Raw genomic sequence first — 4736 nt, forward strand, 5'->3', positions numbered from 1 at the left:
CGCTCGACCCCGCCCGTGCGCAAGCTCGCGAAGGATCTCGGCGTGGACCTGACCGCGGTCCGCGGTTCTGGGCCCCGGGGTCTCGTGACCCGGGACGACATCCTGCGTCGGGTGGGCACTCCGGAGCCGGAGGTCCTGGAGGGGCAGATGCCGGCTCGGGAGATCCGACAGCTGCGGGTCGCTCCCGAGGCTGGTGAACGCGAGACGCGCACGCCGATCCGCGGGGTCCGGAAGCAGACGGCCGCGGCGATGGTGGCGAGCGCGTTCTCGGCGCCCCACGCGAGCGAGTTCCTGACTGTCGACGTCACGCCAGCGATGGAGCTCCTCGCACGGCTCAAGGCGTCGAAGGCGTTTTCGGGCGTCAAGATCACGCCCATGACGCTCGTCGCGAAGGCCGTGCTCGTCGCCCTCCGCCGGAGCCCCTCGCTCAACTCGCGGTGGGACGAGGCCGCCCAAGAGATCGTCCAGTACCACTACGTGAACCTTGGCTTCGCGGCCGCCACGCCACGGGGCCTCATGGTTCCGAACGTCAAGGACGCGGACTCGATGGACCTCACGCAGCTCGCGGAGGAGATCAGCCGGCTCGCGACATCGGCGCGCGAGGGCCATGTGAGCCCCGCGGACCTCACGGGTGGGACGCTCACGATCACGAACATCGGCGTCTTCGGCGTCGACGCCGGCACGCCCATCCTCAATCCGGGGGAGGCGGCGATCCTCGCGATGGGCCAGGTGCGCCGCCTGCCGTGGGAGTACCGCGGCGAGGTCGCCCTGCGCGACGTCGTCACGCTCTCGCTCTCGTTCGACCACCGCCTCGTTGACGGCGAGCAGGCCTCCCGCTTCCTCGCCGATGTCGGCGCCATCATGGCCGACCCGGGCATGGTCATCGCGATGGTGTGACCCTTGAGGTCACGGGCCTCTAGATCACGGGCTTGACGGCCCTGGCGCGGGTGCAGCCAGGGCCGCAAGCGCCATCGCCTCGAGGAGGCGCCGGGCGCGCCCGGCGGGAACCCTGCCGCCGCCCACCGAATGTGGGGTCGAATTGATGAGCCCGAAGGCCGCTTGCGCCCGGACGCGGAGCTCGGCCGGGGAGGCATCGGGGTGCAGCCCCGCGAGGGCGCGCGCCCACACGTCGACGTATCGGCGCTGGAGGCTGCGCACCGAGGAGCGGTCGTCGGGGGAGAGATTCGTGAAATCCCGGTCCTGGACCCGAATGACGTCCGGCTTGGACAGAGCGAAGTCCACGTGAAAGGCGACGAGCGCGCGGAGGACGCCGTCGCCGTCGTTCGCGGTATCGCGGAGCCCGCCGCCTGCCACCCGCAGTCCGCCCTCGAGCAGCTCCTCGCTCACGCCCACGAGGAGCGCGCCGAGCACAGCCTGCTTGCCCGCGAAGTGGCGGTAGATCGCCGGGCCGCTGACGCCGGCCGCGGCACCGAGGTCGTCGAGCGAGACGCCCGCGAAGCCCTGCGCTGCGAACAACCCGGCGGCGGCGTCGAGCAGCGCCTGCCGGCGGACCGCCTTCGCTTCGCTTCGGGGGCTGGGGCTCTCGCTCATGTGCTTCTCCTGGAACAGCCATCCTGTGCTGGACATCACAGTTAATCAAGACTAACTTGGATTCCAGTTAATCGTCACTAACCCAAGGCGGGAATCGATGGAGACGCTTGTCAGCCGCGTCGACCCGGCGGGCGCCGAATTCGCCGAGAACGACGCCGCGCAGCGGGCCCTCGCGGGCGAGCTCGCCGAACGCCTCGCCGTCACGGCCCTCGGCGGGCCCCAGCGCTCGCGCGAGCGGCATGTGGCCCGCGGCAAGCTGCTCCCGCGCGAGCGGATCGACGCCCTCCTCGACGAGGGGTCGCCCTTTCTCGAGATCGCGCCGCTTGCGGCGAACGGCATGTATGGCGACGAGAGCCCCGGCGCGGGCGTGATCGCGGGCATTGGCCTGATCCACGGCCGCCACGTGCTCGTCATCTCGAACGACGCGACGGTCAAGGGCGGCACGTACTACCCCCTGACGGTCAAGAAGCACCTTCGGGCGCAGGAGATCGCGCTCGAAAATCGCCTCCCGTGCGTGTACCTCGTGGACTCGGGCGGCGCGTTCCTTCCGCGGCAGGACGAGGTCTTCCCTGACCGCGACCACTTCGGGCGCATCTTCTACAACCAGGCCCGCATGTCCGCGGCGAAGATCCCGCAGATCGCGGCCGTCCTCGGCTCGTGCACTGCCGGTGGCGCGTACGTGCCCGCGATGAGCGACGAGACGGTGATCGTGCGCAATCAGGGCACGATCTTCCTGGGTGGGCCGCCGCTCGTGAAGGCGGCCATCGGCGAGATCGTCTCCGCCGAGGAACTCGGGGGCGGGGAGGTCCACGCGCGGATCTCCGGTGTCGCCGACCACCTCGCGGAGAACGACGAGCACGCCCTCGAGACGGTCCGGGGCATCGTCGCGACGCTCCCCGCGCCGCGGAAGGCTACGTGGGACGTGGCCGTCGCCGTTGAGCCCAAGGTCGAGGAGCGCGAGCTGTACGGGGCCGTCCCGACGGATGTCAACGCCCAGTATGACGTGCGCGAGGTGATTGCCCGGCTCGTCGACGCGAGCGCGTTCCACGAGTTCAAGAAGGAGTACGGCTCGACGCTCGTGACGGGCTTCGCCCGGATCCACGGCCACCCCGTAGGGATCGTCGCGAACAACGGGGTCCTGTTCTCGGAATCGGCCATGAAGGGCGCGCACTTCATCGAGCTGTGCGACCAGCGCGGCATTCCGCTCGTGTTCCTGCAGAACATCTCGGGGTTCATGGTGGGCCGTGACGTCGAGCGCGGCGGCATCGCGAAGCACGGCGCGAAGATGGTCACGGCCGTCGCGACCACGCGCGTGCCCAAGCTCACGGTCGTGATCGGCGGCTCGTTCGGCGCGGGCAACTACTCGATGTGCGGGCGTGCGTACTCGCCGCGCTTCCTCTGGATGTGGCCGGCGAGCCGCATCTCGGTCATGGGCGGCAACCAGGCGGCGAGCGTCCTCGCGACCGTCAAGCGCGAGCAGCTCGAGGGGCATGGCGAGGAATGGTCCGCCGAGGACGAGGACGCGTTCAAAGCGCCCATCAAGGCCCAGTACGAAGCCCAGGGCAGCCCCTACTATTCGACGGCCCGGCTGTGGGACGACGGCGTGATCGACCCGGCCGACACGCGCCGCGTCCTCGGCATGGCCCTCGACGTCGTCGCCCTGGCCCCGCTGCCCGAGACGTCCTTCGGCGTCTTCAGGATGTGAGGACCGTGAGTCTGATCCAGAAAGTCCCGCTCTTCACCAAGGTCCTCGTCGCGAATCGCGGCGAGATCGCGTGCCGCGTCATGCAGACCCTGCGGCGGCTCGACATCCCGTCCGTCGCCGTCTACAGCGACGCCGACGCCGGTGCGCGCCACGTTCGCGAGGCCGATGAGGCCGTCCGCATCGACCCCGCTCCCATGGGCCCCCAGACCCCGGTGCAGAGCTACCTCAACATCGGCGGGATCGTCGAGGCCTGCCGCGCCGTCGGCGCGGACGCCGTCCACCCCGGCTACGGCTTCCTGAGCGAGAACGAGGCGTTCGCCCGCGCGCTGGAGGAGGCCGGCATCGCGTTCGTGGGCCCGGGCGTCGAGGCGCTCACGGTCATGGGAGACAAGATCAGCGCGAAGAACCACGTCGCGGGCTTCGGCGTACCGGTGGTGCCCGGCATCGCCCGCCCCGGGCTCACCGATGCGGAGCTTGTCGAGGCGGCCGACGGCGTGGGGTACCCGCTGCTCATCAAGCCTTCCGCCGGGGGCGGCGGCAAGGGCATGCACGTGGTCGAGTCCGCGGACGAGCTTCCCCGCGTCCTCGCGACGGCACGCCGCGTCGCGGCCGCCGCGTTCGGCGACGACACGCTCTTCCTCGAGCGGCTCATCCGCGCCCCACGGCACATTGAGGTGCAGGTCCTCGCTGACCAGCACGGGACCACGATCCATCTCGGCGAGCGCGAATGCTCGCTCCAGCGGCGGCACCAGAAGGTCATCGAGGAGGCGCCGTCGCCGCTGTTCGACACGCCCCTCGGCGCCGAGACGCGCGAGCGCATCGGCAAGGCCGCGTGCGACGCGGCACGAAGCGTCGGCTACACCGGAGCCGGAACCGTCGAGTTCCTCGTGAGCGACGAGGCCCCGGACGAGTTCTTCTTCATGGAGATGAACACGCGCCTCCAGGTCGAGCACCCCGTGACCGAGATGGTGACGGGCGTGGACCTCGTGGAGCAGCAGCTGCGTGTCGCGGCCGGCGAGCCGCTCCGACTTGCGCAGGCGGACGTGCGGCTCAACGGGCACGCCATCGAGGCGCGGGTGTACGCCGAGTCGCCGCAACGGGGCTTCCTCCCCGCGACGGGCCGGGTCGAATTCCTGTCCGAGCCTGCGGGGGAGGGGGTGCGCGTCGACAGCTCGCTCGTCGAAGGGCTCGAGATCGGCGCCGACTTCGACCCCATGCTGTCCAAGGCCATCGCCTGGGGTCGGGATCGCGCGGAGGCACTCGAGCGGCTTGACGCCGCGCTCGCGGGGTACACGCTCCTCGGCGTCCAGACGAACATCGAGTACCTGCGCCTCCTCCTCTCCGACGCCGAGGTTCAGGCGGGTCACCTCGACACGACGCTCATCGAGCGGCGCCTCGAGCACCTCGCGTTCCGCGAGCCCGGCGCCCCCGAGTACGTCGCCGCCGCGCTGCTCTCGGAGCGCATCGGCGAGCCCGACGC

4 protein-coding genes are annotated in these 4736 nt (G+C 70.7%); 3 read left to right on the top strand and 1 reads right to left on the bottom strand.

All coding sequences use genetic code 11. From position 1 onward, the window contains the following. Positions 1–897 (top strand): dihydrolipoamide acetyltransferase family protein (locus tag ACLN58_RS17945; protein WP_415856608.1); only part of this gene is annotated, 897 nt, incomplete at its 5' end. 24 nt (positions 898–921) lie between these two features. On the opposite strand, the gene ACLN58_RS17950 is transcribed toward ACLN58_RS17945, so the two are convergent. Next, entirely contained in the window at positions 922–1551 is a 630-nt protein-coding gene (locus ACLN58_RS17950; protein WP_415856609.1) for a TetR/AcrR family transcriptional regulator, read from the bottom strand. A 97-nt stretch (positions 1552–1648) separates the two neighbouring features. Between ACLN58_RS17950 and ACLN58_RS17955 the strand changes: the two genes are divergently transcribed. Beyond that, positions 1649–3256 carry a carboxyl transferase domain-containing protein gene (locus tag ACLN58_RS17955; RefSeq protein WP_415856610.1) on the top strand — a complete coding sequence of 536 codons (1608 nt, stop codon included), beginning with the start codon at positions 1649–1651 and terminating at the stop codon, positions 3254–3256. A 5-nt stretch (positions 3257–3261) separates the two neighbouring features. Next, positions 3262–4736 (top strand): acetyl/propionyl/methylcrotonyl-CoA carboxylase subunit alpha (locus tag ACLN58_RS17960; RefSeq protein ID WP_415856611.1); only part of this gene is annotated, 1475 nt, incomplete at its 3' end.

The sequence above is a fragment of the Sinomonas sp. G460-2 genome (genome assembly GCF_047759905.1).
In the GTDB taxonomy this organism is placed as follows: Bacteria; Actinomycetota; Actinomycetes; order Actinomycetales; family Micrococcaceae; genus Sinomonas.